General features: G+C 47.6%; 15 protein-coding genes and 1 pseudogene. 7 read left to right on the plus strand and 9 right to left on the minus strand.

Translation table 11 applies throughout. From position 1 onward, the window contains the following. Positions 1-133 precede the first annotated feature (133 nt). From ACR2PX_RS26840 to ACR2PX_RS26860, 5 genes are all read left to right on the plus strand, one after another. Complete coding sequence (locus ACR2PX_RS26840) at positions 134-259, plus strand: hypothetical protein (RefSeq protein WP_434002427.1); 126 nt, start codon at positions 134-136, stop codon at positions 257-259. Between the two features lie 231 nt (positions 260-490). After that, positions 491-739, plus strand: coding sequence for a hypothetical protein (locus ACR2PX_RS26845; RefSeq protein WP_434002428.1), 249 nt, complete (start codon positions 491-493; stop codon positions 737-739). A gap of 176 nt (positions 740-915) precedes the next feature. Beyond that, positions 916-1,503, plus strand: coding sequence for a histidine phosphatase family protein (locus ACR2PX_RS26850; protein WP_434002429.1), 588 nt, complete (start codon positions 916-918; stop codon positions 1,501-1,503). A gap of 156 nt (positions 1,504-1,659) precedes the next feature. Then, positions 1,660-2,304: an MBL fold metallo-hydrolase gene (locus ACR2PX_RS26855; protein ID WP_434002430.1), complete on the plus strand. Its 645-nt coding sequence runs from the start codon at positions 1,660-1,662 to the stop codon at positions 2,302-2,304. 78 nt (positions 2,305-2,382) lie between these two features. Beyond that, positions 2,383-3,042, plus strand: a complete 660-nt coding sequence (locus ACR2PX_RS26860) for an OmpA family protein (protein WP_434002431.1) — start codon at positions 2,383-2,385, stop codon at positions 3,040-3,042. Between the two features lie 37 nt (positions 3,043-3,079). Here ACR2PX_RS26860 and ACR2PX_RS26865 read toward each other — a convergent pair whose 3' ends face one another. The 4 genes and pseudogenes from ACR2PX_RS26865 to ACR2PX_RS26880 form a co-directional block, all read right to left on the minus strand. Continuing rightward, the gene (locus ACR2PX_RS26865) at positions 3,080-4,381 is read right to left on the minus strand and encodes a hypothetical protein (RefSeq protein WP_434002432.1); all 1,302 of its coding nucleotides are present in this window, start codon (positions 4,379-4,381) and stop codon (positions 3,080-3,082) included. Positions 4,382-4,393: 12 nt separating this feature from the next. Next, the gene (locus ACR2PX_RS26870) at positions 4,394-5,842 is read right to left on the minus strand and encodes a hypothetical protein (protein ID WP_434002433.1); all 1,449 of its coding nucleotides are present in this window, start codon (positions 5,840-5,842) and stop codon (positions 4,394-4,396) included. Positions 5,843-6,046: 204 nt separating this feature from the next. Continuing rightward, complete coding sequence (locus tag ACR2PX_RS26875; RefSeq protein ID WP_434002434.1) at positions 6,047-6,331, minus strand: GDCCVxC domain-containing (seleno)protein; 285 nt, start codon at positions 6,329-6,331, stop codon at positions 6,047-6,049. Positions 6,332-6,464: 133 nt separating this feature from the next. Next, positions 6,465-7,204 (minus strand): annotated as a pseudogene (locus ACR2PX_RS26880) (esterase-like activity of phytase family protein). On the opposite strand from ACR2PX_RS26880, the gene ACR2PX_RS26885 reads away from it, so the two are divergent. Next, the gene (locus tag ACR2PX_RS26885) at positions 7,130-7,357 is read left to right on the plus strand and encodes a hypothetical protein (RefSeq protein WP_434002441.1); all 228 of its coding nucleotides are present in this window, start codon (positions 7,130-7,132) and stop codon (positions 7,355-7,357) included. The pseudogene ACR2PX_RS26880 and the gene ACR2PX_RS26885 sit on opposite strands and share 75 nt — an antisense overlap. Before the next feature lie 127 nt (positions 7,358-7,484). Here ACR2PX_RS26885 and pta read toward each other — a convergent pair whose 3' ends face one another. The 4 genes from pta to hemJ form a co-directional block, all read right to left on the minus strand. Further along, positions 7,485-9,581 carry a phosphate acetyltransferase gene (pta, locus tag ACR2PX_RS26890; protein WP_434002435.1) on the minus strand — a complete coding sequence of 699 codons (2,097 nt, stop codon included), beginning with the start codon at positions 9,579-9,581 and terminating at the stop codon, positions 7,485-7,487. Between the two features lie 342 nt (positions 9,582-9,923). Beyond that, entirely contained in the window at positions 9,924-11,123 is a 1,200-nt protein-coding gene (locus ACR2PX_RS26895; RefSeq protein ID WP_434002436.1) for an acetate kinase, read from the minus strand. A 491-nt stretch (positions 11,124-11,614) separates the two neighbouring features. Further along, complete coding sequence (locus ACR2PX_RS26900; protein ID WP_434002437.1) at positions 11,615-12,442, minus strand: DUF805 domain-containing protein; 828 nt, start codon at positions 12,440-12,442, stop codon at positions 11,615-11,617. A gap of 505 nt (positions 12,443-12,947) precedes the next feature. Continuing rightward, positions 12,948-13,370, minus strand: coding sequence for a protoporphyrinogen oxidase HemJ (gene hemJ / locus ACR2PX_RS26905; RefSeq protein ID WP_434002438.1), 423 nt, complete (start codon positions 13,368-13,370; stop codon positions 12,948-12,950). 428 nt (positions 13,371-13,798) lie between these two features. Here hemJ and ACR2PX_RS26910 point away from each other — a divergent pair, with 428 nt between their 5' ends. Further along, entirely contained in the window at positions 13,799-14,272 is a 474-nt protein-coding gene (locus ACR2PX_RS26910; protein ID WP_434002439.1) for a hypothetical protein, read from the plus strand. On the opposite strand, the gene ACR2PX_RS26915 is transcribed toward ACR2PX_RS26910, so the two are convergent. Continuing rightward, the coding region (locus ACR2PX_RS26915) for an IS1595 family transposase (protein ID WP_434002440.1) at positions 14,269-14,906 on the minus strand (638 nt) is incomplete at its 5' end. The genes ACR2PX_RS26910 and ACR2PX_RS26915 overlap by 4 nt on opposite strands.

Raw genomic sequence — 14,906 nt, forward strand, 5'->3', positions numbered from 1 at the left:
AATTCCAGAAAGAACGGCCCAATTATTCGATGAATTCGATTAAATAGGTCAACTATTCTCACGAATCCATCGAATAATTCGACTCGTTCTACTGAAATTTATGCTCGAAAGCATAAGTCCGACAGGCCCCTAGATGACCAAGATTAGACCCTCTGTTCAGAAGCGTAAGGTTAATTTGGTATTTGGTTATTGCGTTCCAGACAGCTTTGAATCCCCCTGGAAAGCGGGTTCGACGGGGACTCTGGAAAAGGCTGGGTAATGTATTCACATTCAGGTCGAACTTTTGCGTTAAAAAGATCTTTGTTCTTTGCTGACTTTGTCTACAATTGTCGAGCTATCCAGTCTGGATGGTCAGTACGGCAGTGCGGGGTGCCATGCAGTTTCGGCCCTCTCACATACTGAGGACTAAAGTGCTCCTCACACACGTTTCTGACTGAAAAGACTGGCAATGGTTGGCACTTTCCGCTGATGGCTACCTGGAGGTTTAATCATGGCTCTCCGTTTTGACCTGCCTGACTTGATGGAAGACCTTGAGGAAGAGCTGGACTCTTATGATTCAGAGCCCTGTTTTCCCTATCCTGTTGTTGATGGGTTGCCAGAAGAAGTCGCCATGAGGCGACTGGCAGTTAAAAGCTCACTGATCAGACTGAATGTGCGTGGTGCTCCAGCCAGTACACATTTGAGTATTGGTATTAATCCAAAGCGTGGGCGCAAGAAAGTGTTGCTGAAACTTCCCTGAGCTGTTTGTGTATAGGTACAGAGGTATTACGGTGCCTCTGTTAAAGCTTGAAACCTGAATATTTAGATAGAGATGCCTGAGTTACAGGCAAGATGCTGGTGCAGTGTCAGCTCTCATCATTCAGAATAATGTCCAGGCAGCTACGGATGATTGAAGAATAAGACAAGGAACCCGGTATGGATTGCAAGCTTCAAGGGGTCATTGTTGCCCGGCATGGGGAAGGAACGCATAACACTGGCGAGTACTACAGCTCGGATCCGGATCATCCCAACTACATTGAGTCGAAGTTGACTGATCTGGGCCGTTCCCAGGCTTCAAGACTGGCTTCTAATCTATTAGAAGCTGGGATAAGCAGGGGGGATATCTGCAAGGTGATCGTATCACCACTTCCCCGGACTATTGAAACCGCTACTATTGTGCTGAATGCACTGAATGTCCCGATCAGTATTATGGAATTGGACAAGAGGGTCATCGAGTCCAATGTGGGTGATCGTGAGGGTCTTCAGTACCATCAATTTAATGATCCGGACTTCTGGTTTCCGGAAGATCCCGAAGCTTTTGGTGGAGAAACCTCCGAACAGATTCGTGAACGAATGCTTCAGGTATACAGTCAGGTTCTTTCAGAGCAATGCCATTCTGAAGGCTATGTCTTGATATTCAGCCATGGAAGTCCAATTTATATGTTGTTGGAAGCGCTGCAGGGAGAGGGGGGGAAACTGTCAACGGCGGGGTATATGAAGATCCCCTGTTACTTTCAACTTTGACCGTCTTTCAGAAGATTCAGGAGGGCAAGAAGTGTCCAAATGAGAGAATAAAATAAAAAATTTTCAATCTGCTTACCTGACAACTGTGAAACAGATAATGTGCAATACCCTCACACTGTTTTAGAATGTTCGGTCTTGAGTTTTGGGGCCGTTAGCATGATCGAGCAAAAACCAGCACTGATAAAAGAAACATTTCCTGTGGGGCCTTTGCAGTGCAACTGCACCATTGTAGGTGACCCCATAACGAAAAAAGCCATTGTCATCGATCCCGGTGGTGATCCGGATATCATCATGTCCAAGTTAGAGGCTCATGGTTTTAAGGCTGTGGCTTTAATTCATACCCATGCGCATCTGGATCATTTCCTGGCCAGTGGCGAGATCAAGAAAAAGACGGGTGCCCCCATCCATCTTCATAAGGAAGATAAATTCCTTTGGGACAGTCTTGAAACCCAATGTCGCATGTTTGGTGTGCCCTATAATCCTATTCCAGATCCAGATTACTGGTTGAATGATGACCAGGAATTACCTTGTTGTGAAGGTGTGGCAATGCATACACCCGGACATACACCGGGCTCCATGTGCTTCCACTTTGAAAAAGAGAATCTGTTGATCGCTGGAGATACCTTGTTCCGTCGATCTATTGGTAGAACGGATCTCTGGGGTGGTGACTACAAAGCGATAGAGAAGTCGATTCGGGATCGCCTGTACACACTGGATGAAGAAACCACCGTTGTTACTGGCCATGGTCCACAAACCCGTATTGGTGAAGAAATTCGGGAAAACAGCATTATTCGCGGCTAGCTCTAGAAGCCTGTCGGCCTTAAGCTTTCGAGCCTGAACTCCGACAGACTTCTGATTAGCCAGCAAGGAGAAGTGAACATGTTAATGCAGCTAAAAAGAATGACTTTGGTAGTTGCCGCTGCGGCTATCGTAGCGGGTTGTCAAACTACTAACCCTTACACCGGTGAGCAGGAAGTGAATAAAACCTCCAAATACGGCGGTATTGGAGCTGTTACCGGTGCTGTTATTGGTGGTTTGATTGATGGTGGAGAGGGGGCTCTGAAGGGTGCTGCGATTGGTGGTGCTGCGGGTGCTGGTTACGGTTATTACACCGACAAGCAGGAGGCTGCTCTCAGGCAGCAGTTGCAGGGAACAGGCGTTCAAGTCTACAGACAGGGCGATAACCTTCAGCTGATTATGCCTTCAAACATTACGTTTGATTCCAGTAAGTCAGACATTAAATCCAGCTTCTATCCCGTTCTGGGGTCTGTTTCCAAGGTGTTCAAGGAATACGACAAGAACTTGATTGAAGTGGTTGGCTTTACCGACAGTTCGGGTGGAGACAAGATCAATCAGCCTCTTTCTCAAGACAGAGCTAAGAGTGTGGCGGATTATCTGATTTATCAGGGGGTTTCCGGAACTCGAATTACCTACTTTGGTGCAGGCGCGTCGAATCCTATTGGCGATAATAAAACGAAAGAAGGCCGTGCTAAGAACAGGCGTGTGGAAATTAATCTGAGACCTGCTCCTCAGAAGTAATCAATACCACTAAAAAGAGCGTCATTTGTCGCTCTTTTTAGTGGGCGTCACTCCAGTCAGGGTCCTTTATTAAGTGACAAAGGAGTGAGTCTGTTCTTTCTAGCTTAACGGGATTGCTACAGATACCTCTAAGCTCTTCCGTTATTTCGAATCGACCATTGCACAGCTGATGGGGCCAAAGCCCGGTACTGGATGCAACCGATTTGAAGTTTTCTTGTCTTTCTGACATCAAGGCTGATCTGTAAGCTAACAGAGCTCTGCAATGCAGTACTTTAAACATTAACTCGTCTTTCTGGGCATTCCATTTCTCAAGTAATCTGTTTAAGGGGATTGAGCAGGCATCTTTCAGTTCAGAGTTTTGTCCCACGATACTGCTGAACTCATCAATATCATCTCTTTCAAGAGCTACGGTTGCTTGTTTTGCCAGATCTAAACTCTCATAGCCTTTCAAGATGCTAAAAAGCATATCCCGGGAGCCCTTATGAGCTGTTTGCAGAGCTGCCGATTTAAGGCTGCAGTCAGTATCAAATAAAGATTTGTGCATGTTTGCTGTGGCAGAAGTTAAAGCACTATCAAGCTTCTGAAGCTCTTCCCCTCTAAGCAGAATATGCTCTTTATTCAGGGGGAACTTTGATTGCAACCAGGCGCTTTGCTCGTAGAGCGCGATGAAGTTAGCGTAATCTTCCGAATCCAGATATTTTAAAGCCAGTCCTGCGCTCAGTTCTTCTGTTGTAGACCGTTGTTCTGCTCTAGCAGCTGTTTTCAGGAAGCCATCCAATGCCCTGTGTGCAGCCTCCTTCAGTTCAATCATTCCCTGAGATTCAATATTGAGTTCTGGCAGGACAGGAGAGCCGGGGAAGTCTTCCTGTTCAATGGCTTCCCAGGGGGAGAGAAGATCAGGGTGTGCTTTGTGGTAGGCGTCCATCAGGTTGCCAAGAACCGGTGTAAAGTGAGTCAGTAGGGCTGAATAATTCTGGGTAAATCGAGTAAGCTCTGCAAAGTCATTGTCAGTGATGCACTGTTGGACAGTCATTAAAATGGCTGTGAGGGTATTGCTGTCCAGATCACTTTCGCTGGCTGCATCCGTCACTGCACGTAAACTGCCTTTGGCTTGTTGCTTCAATGCCTTATAAACTTCTTCGAGGGAGCCGGTGGCTTCTACGATACGAAACTTAACCGGTGTCATCTCGTAGAATTTTTGAGGGGCTGGAAGATGCTTTTCAGGCACAGTGCTTGAGGTTAACATGCCCCAAACGGTAGAGCTCAATGAGCTGACTGAAGCACTGACTGTTCCTAGCCAATTCTGAGCTTGTGGGTCCTGATTATTTGAGACAGCCATAGAATCTCCCTTCTACTCTTCAAATTTGTTCAGCATGAATTTCTGAAGACCTTCTTCGAATTTGTCTAATTCTTGCTCAATCTCTTCAGGTGTACGACTCACAACTTTTCGATCTTCATTCAGTCGGGTGGAAAGTCCTTCTTGAATTTGATCACTAAGATTTTCAAATTCACTGCGTTCAAGTACACATGTCCAGTGGTTGTAACTGCAGGGTTCAGGGCGAAAGAATTGAAAGAATTCATCGGTGTTGCCCTTGGACAGACAGGATTGATAAGTGATCAACAGTCTTGCATGAAGAACGTGTGGTACATACATTCCGGCCAGTCGGAATGCTCCTTTTTCAGCCATATCTTCAGTCACTTCACCAATTTCTGAAAAGAGCTCTTCATCCTTGAGTGTTTCTGCATGAGCTTTTTTCCACTGACCGGTTTCAAGCAAGCTTCTGACGGATTCGAGGTGTTTTTTTCTGGCTTGATACTGGGGGAGATCAGCTTCTGTAGCATCGTACTCTTTAGTTCGATTGGCACTCAGAACTTTTCTTAAACCTGCTATTGCTGAGTCATATTGCTTCGAACACTTCTGCATCATCGCTGCTCGTCTGTATGAAATAGTTTTGTCGTCTACGTCATCCCGATACTGACGATCCAGAGGTTCTTTCGCCATTCCTATATAAATGTCCGTGATTTTGTTGCCAGCCAGGGACTTTTGAATGGCCAGGATGCAACTTTTAGGCAGCACTTGCTGTAACCAGCGGGAATTTCGATAGAGGTCAAGGAACAGGTCGAGCCGGTTATGCTGCATAAATTCATAAGCCCAGCGAACGGTAAATACCCGGGTGTCAGGATGGTCTTCATCGTCATCCCTCTTGTATCGCTGGAATAAGGATTCAAATGTCTTCATTACATCGCCTAGACTTTCAGCGGGAGAATCCAGCTTTAGTTTTGGGTCCCAGATATTAATTAACTCTGGTAAGGCAGGTGTAAGAGATTCCATCGGATCTTTGTCTTGTTCCTGATACCATTTGGAAATGAGGGCATCTTTCGGGAATCCGGGTATGAGATGTTCGAAATTTGCCCAGTTGCGGAGCAGTTTGTCATGGTCGTCAGTGGCAAGGTTGGCGATGCAAATATCGATTACACCTCTTCGAATCCGGTCCACCTGGTCTCCAGCATTAGCAGGTTCATGCTGCTCCTGCAGAATCTCAATCAGTTGATCCCTTAATTCGGTGTAACTGAGTGTTTGCATGTTTTCGATGTGACGGACATGGATAGGCTTGTGTGAAGCCATTTTTTTCTGTCGAATGTACGGTATGACTTCTTCATCGGGCAAATTGATTGAGCTGACTGTGTCATAACCAAAGGCCGATCCAAAAACACCAACTAATTTTGTTGACAGACTTCCTGTCGTCTCATTGACCCATCCCCAAAGGGAAGACTTATCCCTGTCACTTCCAACGGCCATTGATACTCGCTCCCTGTTGATAAAGTGAGTCTAGCAAGGGCGCAGATTCGATCTGGTGCAGGGTGAGTGACAAAAGAAGACGAAAGAAGGGGGGGGGAATGGCTGGAGTCAATAAGTCGGCGGAAAATTGAAAAGCCAGTGTACCGACGGTGTTCTGAAAGGGGTGGTCGGCATCACTGGCTCAGGGCAGAAGAGGCAGACAGGTTATCCTGCCAATGAGCGGTTTGTCTCATAGTTGGAAGGTTCCAGAGCTGGTTGTTCTTGCTTGGGGATAACTCGATAACTTCTGCTGTCTCTCTGACTGGTTGGGCAAGGGTGGGTGCCACGAGAGCAGAAGATACAGCAGTCGCCGCTTTGAGGGGTCATCAGGTTTTTACAGCTTGTGCATTCATAAAGATATACGCAAGCATCCAGTGGCATGTTCTCGGTTTCTGAATGGCCACAGCTGTTGCAAGTGATGGTTGACTCAGTATTAAGATGAAGTTTCATAATTGAATTCTCTTCTTTTGTTATTTTCTTTGGGGCGTAATTTACCAATATCGACATTTAGCCTTCTTACTTGAATTAATGTTCACGAGAATAGTAAGCAAGAAGTGTGACAGTTATGTGTTACCTGCAGCGATTAAAGAAGGTATTTTCTGGCGATGTGAGTACTGGTCAGGTAAAGACGAATGCTATTGCCTTTGCCCACCGAGAAAGCTCTTTCTACTGCTATAAAATAGCCCGGACCCACCGCCAGTAATTCGACCAGTCCATTGGTGCTGAATGCTTCTGCAGGCACAGGGGCATCAATAACAGGGTCTGTTTCATAGATGAACTCTTTACCGGGCATCCCGGTTTTGCCATTCAGTCTCATGACTCTGACAGGGCTGGCATTTTCCAGGTTGGAGGTAGGGCCGTCCTGTTTTAACGCACCTTCGGTAGCGGTGAAGAGGTGCTTGCCATTGTAGGAAAAAGTCAGACTTTCAAAGGCCAGATTATTGCGGATGCCTCTTTCCTGATCCGGCGCATATTTTTCAGGCAGGCCAAACTCATCAACAAACTGCCCATTGCGAGTCATAACCCGAATGAAAGGAGGTAACCCCTGATTAGCATCACCTTCACTGGTCCAGTACAAAAGATCGGGGAAGGGGGAGATCCGAATGGATTCCGGGTCAACACTGGCAACAGAAAAGCTGTCGCCATTTTTATCGAGTATCTCGGTGACCTGGGTGAAGGCTATGTCGCCTGTATCCAGAGTGCCATCGCTCAGATCCATGGTGAGCTCATAAAACGGGCCTTATTCTTTTGAGCCCGGTCGTCACTGATAGCAATGAAGCGGTTATTGGCTACATCGTAATCGAGACCCGACAGGCCACCCAATTCAGTGCCCAGAACCGTTTCACCGGTTGGAAAGGTCTCTTCTCCAATGAATTCCAGACTAATGAAGCTGTTTCCCTGAGCTATTTGTGCATGGCTGTCAGCGTTAAAATAGTCAGTGGTCGTTTAAAAAGCATGATCCATCACTCCGGCTGAAAACATCAGTGTTCAGTGCGATGATGAAGGCTTGATGAAGAAGAAGCGACGAATCGGTGAAGTTTTGGGTGTGAACCGAATGAAATAGGATGGGAGAGAATGAAAATCTCCCCTATCCTGGGCTGCATCAGGCTTTTTCTTCGGCGGCCTGAATAGCGGTCAGGGCTATGGTGTAGACAATATCGTCAACCAGAGCGCCACGGGACAGGTCGTTAACTGGCTTGTTAAGACCCTGAAGCATAGGGCCAACGCTGATTACGTTGGCACTGCGCTGTACCGCCTTGTAGGTGGTATTACCGGTATTGAGGTCCGGGAATACAAAGACGGTGGCACGACCACCAACGCTGGAGTCAGGTGCCTTGCTCTTGGCTACCGACTCAACCGACGCTGCGTCATATTGCAATGGCCCATCAACCACCAGGTCAGGGCGTTTTTCACGAACCAGCTGAGTGGCGTCGCGAACACGTTCAACATCTTCACCAATGCCTGAGGAGCCTGTGGAATAGCTGATCATGGCGATGCGGGGTTCAATGCCAAAGGCCTGAGCCGAGTCTGCACTCTGAATGGCAATATTGGCCAGCGCTTCAGCATCAGGATTCGGGTTAACAGCACAATCGCCGTATACCAGAACCTGATCAGGCAGCAGCATGAAAAAGATGGAGGATACCAGACCGCCGGCGTCTCTCTTAGGCTTGATCAGCTGGAAAGCAGGGCGAATGGTGTTGGCTGTTGTATGGACTGCGCCAGAAACCAGACCGTCCACTTCATCCATTGCCAGCATCATTGTGCCCATAACAACCGTGTCTTCAAGCTGTGCTTCTGCCATAGGGGCGTTAAGACCCTTATGTTTACGAAGTTCAACCATTGGCCCGATGTAACGATGACGGATGCTATCGGGATCCATGATGATCAAACCTTCCGGCAGATCAAAACCATTATCGCTGGCAACTTGTTCAATGACTTCACGATTGCCCAGCAGAATACATTCGGCAATGCCTCGTTCCTGACAGATGATGGCGGCCTGAATGGTTCTGGGCTCATCTCCTTCAGGCAGAACAATGCGTTTGCGAGCTGCTTTGGCTTGTTGTACCAGAGTGTAACGGAAAGCAGGAGGTGACAGACGACGCTCTGCCAGACTCTGGCAGTGTTGCTTGAACCAGCTGTTATTCAGGTTCTCAGCAATGGTGTTCATCACTTTTTCAATACGTTCCATGTCGTCCAGTGGCAGCTCGTCACTCATGCGATCCAGACGAGTAGCTGTCGTGTAGGAATCATCTTCAGTCATCAGAACTGGCAGGCCGGTAGCAAATGCTCTGGCACAGAGTTCATGAACCGCATTGGACATTCTGATGCCACTGGTGAGTAGCAGCCCGGGCAGGGGGACACCATTGGAGGCTGCCATAGAGGTTGCCAGGACGATGTCATCACGGTCTCCGGCAGTAATGATCAGATTGCCTGGTTTCAGGTGATGGATCATGTTACTGGGCGTTCTGGCACTGAGTGTGTAGGAGTTGACACGGCGCTGGGCAATATCACCTTCATTAATCACCTCACAACCCAGGTGGCGGGCAATATCCAGAGTGCGGTGTGAGCTCAACTGTGGTTCATAGCTGATGTAACCCAGTGGCAGAAAGTTCTTGCGGCTGAATTCAGGCAGAGGTTTGAACTGATGGTTTTCAGTCAATTGTTCAACCAGTTTCTTGTCCAGCTTGTTCAGAATATAACCGATGACACTGGGGTTTTTGATCCCCCCAAAGCTGTCTGCGGCGATTTCCAGTTTGTCTGCAACATCTTCCAGAGAGTCCTTGCCCGGCTCTGAAACCAGAATGATGTCTGCGTTGAGGGTTCTGGCCATATCGCTGTTGAGGCGGTTGGCGTAAGGCATATCACGGGTAGGAACCAGGCCTTCAACCACTACGACTTCAGCACCTTCAGAAGCATCGTCGAACAGAGCAACAATGTCTTCCATGAGCTCATCGCCCTTATTATCACCCAACAGGTTTTCAACCTTTTGAGTGGTAATCGGCACAGGAGGCTCATGGTCCATAATACGCTGAACCAGTCGTGTAGAACGTTCAGGTCCTTTATCCGTCGTGTGCATCTGGGCAATGGGCTTGAAGAATTTAACTCTCAGGCCCAGAGTATCCAGTGCCCGAACCAGACCCAGGGATACTGAAGTCAGACCGACCCCATAGCGGGTGGGGGCCAGAAAAAACGTACGCATAATGCTGTTCCAGAAATGTTTGCAAACATAAGGAAGGTTGTGCCCCCCTTAAAGTCGCCTTGAGCGATTGAAACAATCTTTCTTGTGCGAAAGCTCAGTTTTAGAGCCTGACAGAGAATAACGTCCGAGCATAAGATTCAGTAGAGCGAGTCAGGTTTTCACTTAATTTGTGCAAATAGTTGCCCTATTTAATCAAACTCAATGAAAAGTTGCCGTTCGTTCTGGGCTTTAAGCTGGATTGTCTATTCTCGGTCAAGCTCCTTTGTAATCGCTGCATTACAACCGAATCCTGCGGCTGTCAGGTCAAACATGGGGCCTAACAGGACAAGGCCCCAGGCTGAATCAGGCTGTCAGAGCCTGAGTATCACGGGAGATCATTAACTCTTCGTTGGTGGCTACCACCATACCAACAGTTGAGCCTTCCTGAGAAATAACACCGCTCTTGCCCCGGAAGGTTTCATCATTGAGCTTTTCGTCCAGCTTGAAGCCGAAAATGCTCAGGCGTTCAAAGACATTCTTGCGAATGATGCTGGAGTTTTCACCAATACCGCCGGTGAATACCAGAGCGTCAATCTTGCCCATGGCCGCAGCGAAACCAGCCAGTTTTTCAGCCAGAACGTGACAGAAAACGTCCAGGGTCAGCTGAGCATGCTCATTACCTTCAACGGCGGCATCTTCAATGACACGACAGTCGCTGTCCATTTCAGAAAGACCCAGAAGACCACTCTTCTTGTTCAGCAGATCTGTGGTTTCGTCAAGGGTGTAGCCCAGAGTCTTGTTCAGGAAACTGAACAGGTTAGGATCTACATCACCGGAACGAGTGCCCATCACCAGACCTTCCAGAGGTGTCAGGCCCATGGTGGTGTCAATGGACTGGCCATTCTTGATCGCACAGGCAGAGGCACCGTTACCCAGGTGAGCGACCAGAATGTTGCTGTTGTTAATGTCCAGACCCAGCATATCGGCTGCAGCCTGACCTACGTAGCGGTAGCTGGTGCCGTGGAAGCCATAGCGACGAACACCCTGTTCTTTGTACAGGCTGTATGGAATTGGGTAGAGGTAGGCTTCCGCTGGCATGGTCTGGTGGAATGCAGTATCAAATACAACGGCATTGGGCAGTCCCGGGAAGATTTTCTGGGCAGCACGAATTCCGGTCAGGTTGGCCGGATTATGCAGTGGAGCCAGCTTGATGCAGTTTTCAATTGCGTTCAGAACTTCATCGGTCACCAGGCAGGATTCAGAGAAATTCTCACCACCGTGAACGACACGGTGTCCAATTGCGGAAATGCCTTCGATCAGGCCTTCCTCACGCAGCAGGCCCATCAGGCCTTCCAGTGCAGCTTCGTGAGCGGCCAGACCCAGAGTCTGACTGCCTTTTTCGCCGTTATTCTTGTAACGAAGAGTCCAGCGCAGAACCGCTTCGCTGCTACCAAGGCGCTCAGCAATGCCGTTGATTTTCTCTTCTTCCGTTGCCGGGTTAATCACTGCGAATTTGAGGGATGAGCTGCCGCAGTTGATGACCAGGATGCTGTTTTTGCTCATTGAAATAGTACCTAACAGAACACGGGCTATAAGAGGCCAGCAGGGTTGCCCCAGTCAGCCTCTGGAAACAGTCTTGATAAAGACCGCCTCCGAGAGGGGTATGTACCAACAGTAGCGTCTCTGTTCACAGTTGTGATTTAAGTGAGAATACTGAAGGAACGGTTCGCATCATGACGGCCCGCAGGTCAGATATTCGGAAACTGAGAGTGAATAGAGATAGATTGCAATTCACCAGACGAATATCCGGTCAGAAAACGGGCAAACATTGTAGAAGTTTCGATTATAACCATTGATATAGGTCAATGGACTGCGTAAAGATGCGTATGCAGATACTGTTTCTGTAATGCCTTTGTCGGAACTTCTACAGTCACAATAGGAGACAAACCATACCGAAACAGCCATGAGCGAATGAAATAACCGTTCACCACCTTCGGATATGAACAATTTTCACGCTGAATAATCTATTCGGGATTCACAGACAATGTAGCCGTTTATCCCGGATACTCAAGGCCAGTCCATTCCGAGGTAACTTCGGGCAACATCTGAATCCAGACCACCAGTTGTTCCTGGTTGAGATAGGCACCAGCCATACCAACAAGAAACAGTGAAAGTGGTAGATAAATACCCATCGCACGAGTCAGGTTAGCTGGGGGAAGCGGGGGCTCACCATAGCTGTTTTTTCCTTCTGTGCCGGATCCAACGCTAAGCCAGAACAGAAACAGAATGTTGACGATAGGGATGACCAGAAAAAGCCACAGCCAGCCACTTCGATCCATATCATGAAGCCGGGTGATTGCCAGATAAATTGTGAGCATGATGGCCAGACTGTGAATACCCAGTGTCATAGATACCGTCTGTTGTATGGTCAGGGCGGCGCCGATCAGCATCGGTAAGTAATCAGGAAGCAGAAAGGCAATCGCTTCTATTGCCACGACAAGCCAGCTTAATGCCAGGTAACGCGTTCGTCCGATGCGTCGTATTAGTCCCAAAGGCTCACTGATGTTTTGTTTGGGGATTCTGGACAATGGGGTATCAGCAAAGAGAGAGGTGTTTTTCTCATTGGGTGGAGGCAGTGTTTTTGAACCATCCAGCGTCATAATCCGACATTGTCCGCCCGCTTTATTGATAGCTTTTTCGTACTTGCGGGCGTCTTTTTCGGTGACAGGCTTTCGTACCGCATAGGGCTTGCCGGAAAAAAGGCGGTCAATGCGTTGTATATCCGCATTAAAGAGTCGAGCCAGATTATTTCTGACTTGCGCCTCGGAAAAGTCTGGCAGAATCTGTCCTTCAAACAGGACTTTATAGTCTTTACGCTTCATAACCCTGTCCCCTGAGCTTTGGGAAACACCTGTTGAGGTGTTTCCAGCAGGAGCCTGATCGAGAATAGCGTCCGAGCATAAAGTTCAGTTGAACAAAGCAGATTTTCCAGTGAATTTGTGCGAATAGCTGCTCTATTTCATCAAATACACTGGGAAATCTGACCGTTCTTTCTGGGTTTCAGGCCGGGCTTCTGTGCTCAGTCAGGCTCCTTGGGCGTGTTATCGGCAGGTCTGCCGGAAACGCAAGACAGAGAGGTCTTAGCCCGGAAAATTCATAAAGCCGCTTTGAAAAGACTGAAGGGATTGGAAATACAGAGTTGTTAGATTTTTGATGTGTACGAAATAAACGAACATCGCTCGTTGGCTTCTCGCTGGCTCTTTATCCGCCGTGACAGCATTTTCTCATCAGATCCATGCAATAAGCATGAGTAGGACGAGAAAATGTGTCAGCCGAAAAAATAGCAGAGCGAGAAGCTCGACACTTTATGAAATTTCCGGACTACTACTAGAAGGGGCGGACTACAACCAGAATAACAATGCCGACCAGGAACAGAACCGGAACTTCATTAAAAATACGATAGAACTTGTCTGACTTGGTGTTGGCGTCATTAGCAAACTTCTTCAGGAAAGCGCCGCACATATGGTGGTAACCAATGAGCAGTACAACCAGTGTTAGTTTGGCATGCATCCAGCCGCCGCTCATGTAATAAGAAGGGTTGTAGCTGATTAACCAGATACCCAGCACCAGAGTGGCAATCATGGATGGCAGGGCAATACCACGATACAGCTTGCGCTCCATAATCTTGAACCGTTCATTGCTGGCCTGATCCTCGCTCATGGCGTGATAAACAAAGAGTCTTGGCAGATAGAACAGGGCTGCAAACCAGCAGACCATGGCAATAATATGAAAAGCTTTAACCCAGAGCATTCAGAGAGTCCTTGAAATTCTGTTCAGTTGGCATATCAGGGTTAGAGAGTAGCGGAAAAAAAAACAGAGTTCGATATCTATTACGCCATGGCGCTTTTGCCATGATAATAACTTTCGATGTCCTCCCGGGTAATAATTCCGCAAGCAAGCATTGCTTCCTGGTTTTTATTCTGGCTTGTAGGGGTACTGCGCACATTCCCTCGAAAAGTTCATTAGGCTTAGTCAGTACCACCAAATGAAGCCACTCCTACCGCTCTGACACCAGGTCGTTCGTAATAAAAGGCTCTATTGAATAGTTGAAGCAACAGAATTATATGCGTTAGCAGTCAGAGAGTGCTTACTCACTGCTCCCCCCACTCCCATTGGTGAACCGCTTTTACAAACCTTAAACACTGTTCTTGATTCTCTTTTTTTGGGATGCTAGTCCCATGAAGAAACAACACACCTTAGTCCAGTATCCTTACGCCCAGAATGAGCAGGGGTATCTCACGCACATCAGTGAAGCTCAACATTCACATAGCTATACTTGCCCAGGCTGTAAAAACCCACTTATTCCAGTATTAGGCGAGTTTAAAGCGAAGCATTTTCGTCATTATGAAGAGCACTGCTCCTTTGAGACTTATCTGCATCATTGTGCCAAGAAAGCTTTCTTCTATCGTTACAGGCAAGCACTCAAGAGTTCCAAGCCTATTAGGTTGGAGCTTGTTCGAACTGTGTACTGTAATAGTGATCGCTTAAAATTGCTTAGAACCCAAGAGGTTCAGTGCCAAAAGAAAGTACCAGCTTGCTACGATTTGACAAAAATATTCAGCCAAGCAGAATTGGAACAGCATGATAGCAGCACTGGTCTAAAACCAGACATTTTGCTTAGTGATTCATCAGGCAATAGGCGTTGCGGCTAAGTTGCTTTTATCTGTTGTTTGAACCAGTGTTCTACAATTTTTTCAGAAAGACGCTCACCTGTTAACTTGTCAGCTTCTGTCAATAGCCGCCGCCAGCCCAGATAATGTTTCAAGTATTTGGTCGCAATCCCGTGAAAAACACCGTAAATCCAACCCTTCAAGTGGCTGTGATAAGCATTCACATGTTGGATATGGAAAACACCCTCAAGTACGCGCTGCCCGGCTGATGTCACCAACTCTTTCAACGGCAGCTTCATATCTCTGGCCAGCTTTTCGTGAGCCAGACTGGCATCAGCACATAATATGGCCTTTAAAGACAGGTGACCCTTGAGGTGCTTCTGCATCTCTAACGCACTTTCATCGGAGAGAATACCGTCAACGGTATGCGAGGAGCGATCTCTTGCGACCAGAACAGGAATGTTGCGGCAATCCGTTTTTTTATCATTGCCTCTTTGCCGGGCTGGCCTTGGCAACCCCGATCTCTGCCCTTTAAAGGACTCACGAAAAAATGTTTCATCCAGTTCAACAATGTCACCCAGATTATTTCCCTGATCATTCTCCAGCACAGCAAGGAAGCGGTGTCGCCAGCGGAAAGATGTGTGTAGGGTAACACCGCATTCACGTGCCGCCACTC

This window comes from Endozoicomonas sp. (assembly GCF_051008435.1).
Lineage (GTDB): Bacteria > Pseudomonadota > Gammaproteobacteria > Pseudomonadales > Endozoicomonadaceae > Endozoicomonas_A.

Bases quoted from the DNA above. Each gene is read 5' to 3' on its own strand.
- ACR2PX_RS26865 (WP_434002432.1), bottom strand. From the start codon at position 4,381: ATGGCTGTCTCAAATAATCAGGACCCACAAGCTCAGAATTGGCTAGGA.
- ACR2PX_RS26895 (WP_434002436.1), bottom strand. From the start codon at position 11,123: ATGAGCAAAAACAGCATCCTGGTCATCAACTGCGGCAGCTCATCCCTC.
- ACR2PX_RS26910 (WP_434002439.1), top strand. From the start codon at position 13,799: ATGAAGAAACAACACACCTTAGTCCAGTATCCTTACGCCCAGAATGAG.
- pta (WP_434002435.1), bottom strand. From the start codon at position 9,581: ATGCGTACGTTTTTTCTGGCCCCCACCCGCTATGGGGTCGGTCTGACT.
- ACR2PX_RS26860 (WP_434002431.1), top strand. From the start codon at position 2,383: ATGTTAATGCAGCTAAAAAGAATGACTTTGGTAGTTGCCGCTGCGGCT.
- ACR2PX_RS26875 (WP_434002434.1), bottom strand. From the start codon at position 6,331: ATGAAACTTCATCTTAATACTGAGTCAACCATCACTTGCAACAGCTGT.
- ACR2PX_RS26870 (WP_434002433.1), bottom strand. From the start codon at position 5,842: ATGGCCGTTGGAAGTGACAGGGATAAGTCTTCCCTTTGGGGATGGGTC.
- ACR2PX_RS26850 (WP_434002429.1), top strand. From the start codon at position 916: ATGGATTGCAAGCTTCAAGGGGTCATTGTTGCCCGGCATGGGGAAGGA.
- ACR2PX_RS26840 (WP_434002427.1), top strand. From the start codon at position 134: ATGACCAAGATTAGACCCTCTGTTCAGAAGCGTAAGGTTAATTTGGTA.
- ACR2PX_RS26845 (WP_434002428.1), top strand. From the start codon at position 491: ATGGCTCTCCGTTTTGACCTGCCTGACTTGATGGAAGACCTTGAGGAA.
- ACR2PX_RS26855 (WP_434002430.1), top strand. From the start codon at position 1,660: ATGATCGAGCAAAAACCAGCACTGATAAAAGAAACATTTCCTGTGGGG.
- ACR2PX_RS26900 (WP_434002437.1), bottom strand. From the start codon at position 12,442: ATGAAGCGTAAAGACTATAAAGTCCTGTTTGAAGGACAGATTCTGCCA.
- hemJ (WP_434002438.1), bottom strand. From the start codon at position 13,370: ATGCTCTGGGTTAAAGCTTTTCATATTATTGCCATGGTCTGCTGGTTT.